Annotated in this window: 1 protein-coding gene; it reads right to left on the bottom strand. The window is 36.9% G+C overall.

Annotated features, from left to right (window positions below; all coding sequences use genetic code 11):
- Nucleotides 1-483: hypothetical protein (locus AX663_RS10745; protein ID WP_197414197.1), on the bottom strand; the 483-nt coding region annotated here is incomplete at both ends.

Raw genomic sequence — 483 nt, forward strand, 5'->3', positions numbered from 1 at the left:
CTTTCTTGAATTCGATAGCTGAGAACTTAACGTTTCCATCTGCATCGTTGCTTACAGTTTCAACAACTTTACCTGTTGAATCTTTAAGCACGAAGCTGAATTCGTTAGCTTTCAACTCACGACCTTCCAAACGTTTAGTGAAGTTGAATTCTACTTGTACTGGTACGCTGTTGACACGTTTTTGAGTAGGTTTTTCAGAATCTTTAACTTTCTTATTGAATGGATTGTATTGGTGAATTGTTTGGTTAGCGGTATTTTCAATATCTACACCAGCTTTAACTGTTTGTTTAACAGTTGCTGGGATATCAAATTTATAGTAACGACCAAACTCAAATTTAGTTGTATCAATAACTGGACTTGCGTCTGTAGCGCTGATAGGTTTAGTCAAGCTTGCTTTAGATGAAGCACTGATTACACCGTTTTCAACGTTGATGTCGAATTTAGCTGTTACATCTTCACCAGTGATACCATCGTAAACCTTGA

The sequence above is a fragment of the Streptococcus sp. CCH8-H5 genome (assembly GCF_001556505.1).
Taxonomy (GTDB): Bacteria; Bacillota; Bacilli; order Lactobacillales; family Streptococcaceae; genus Streptococcus.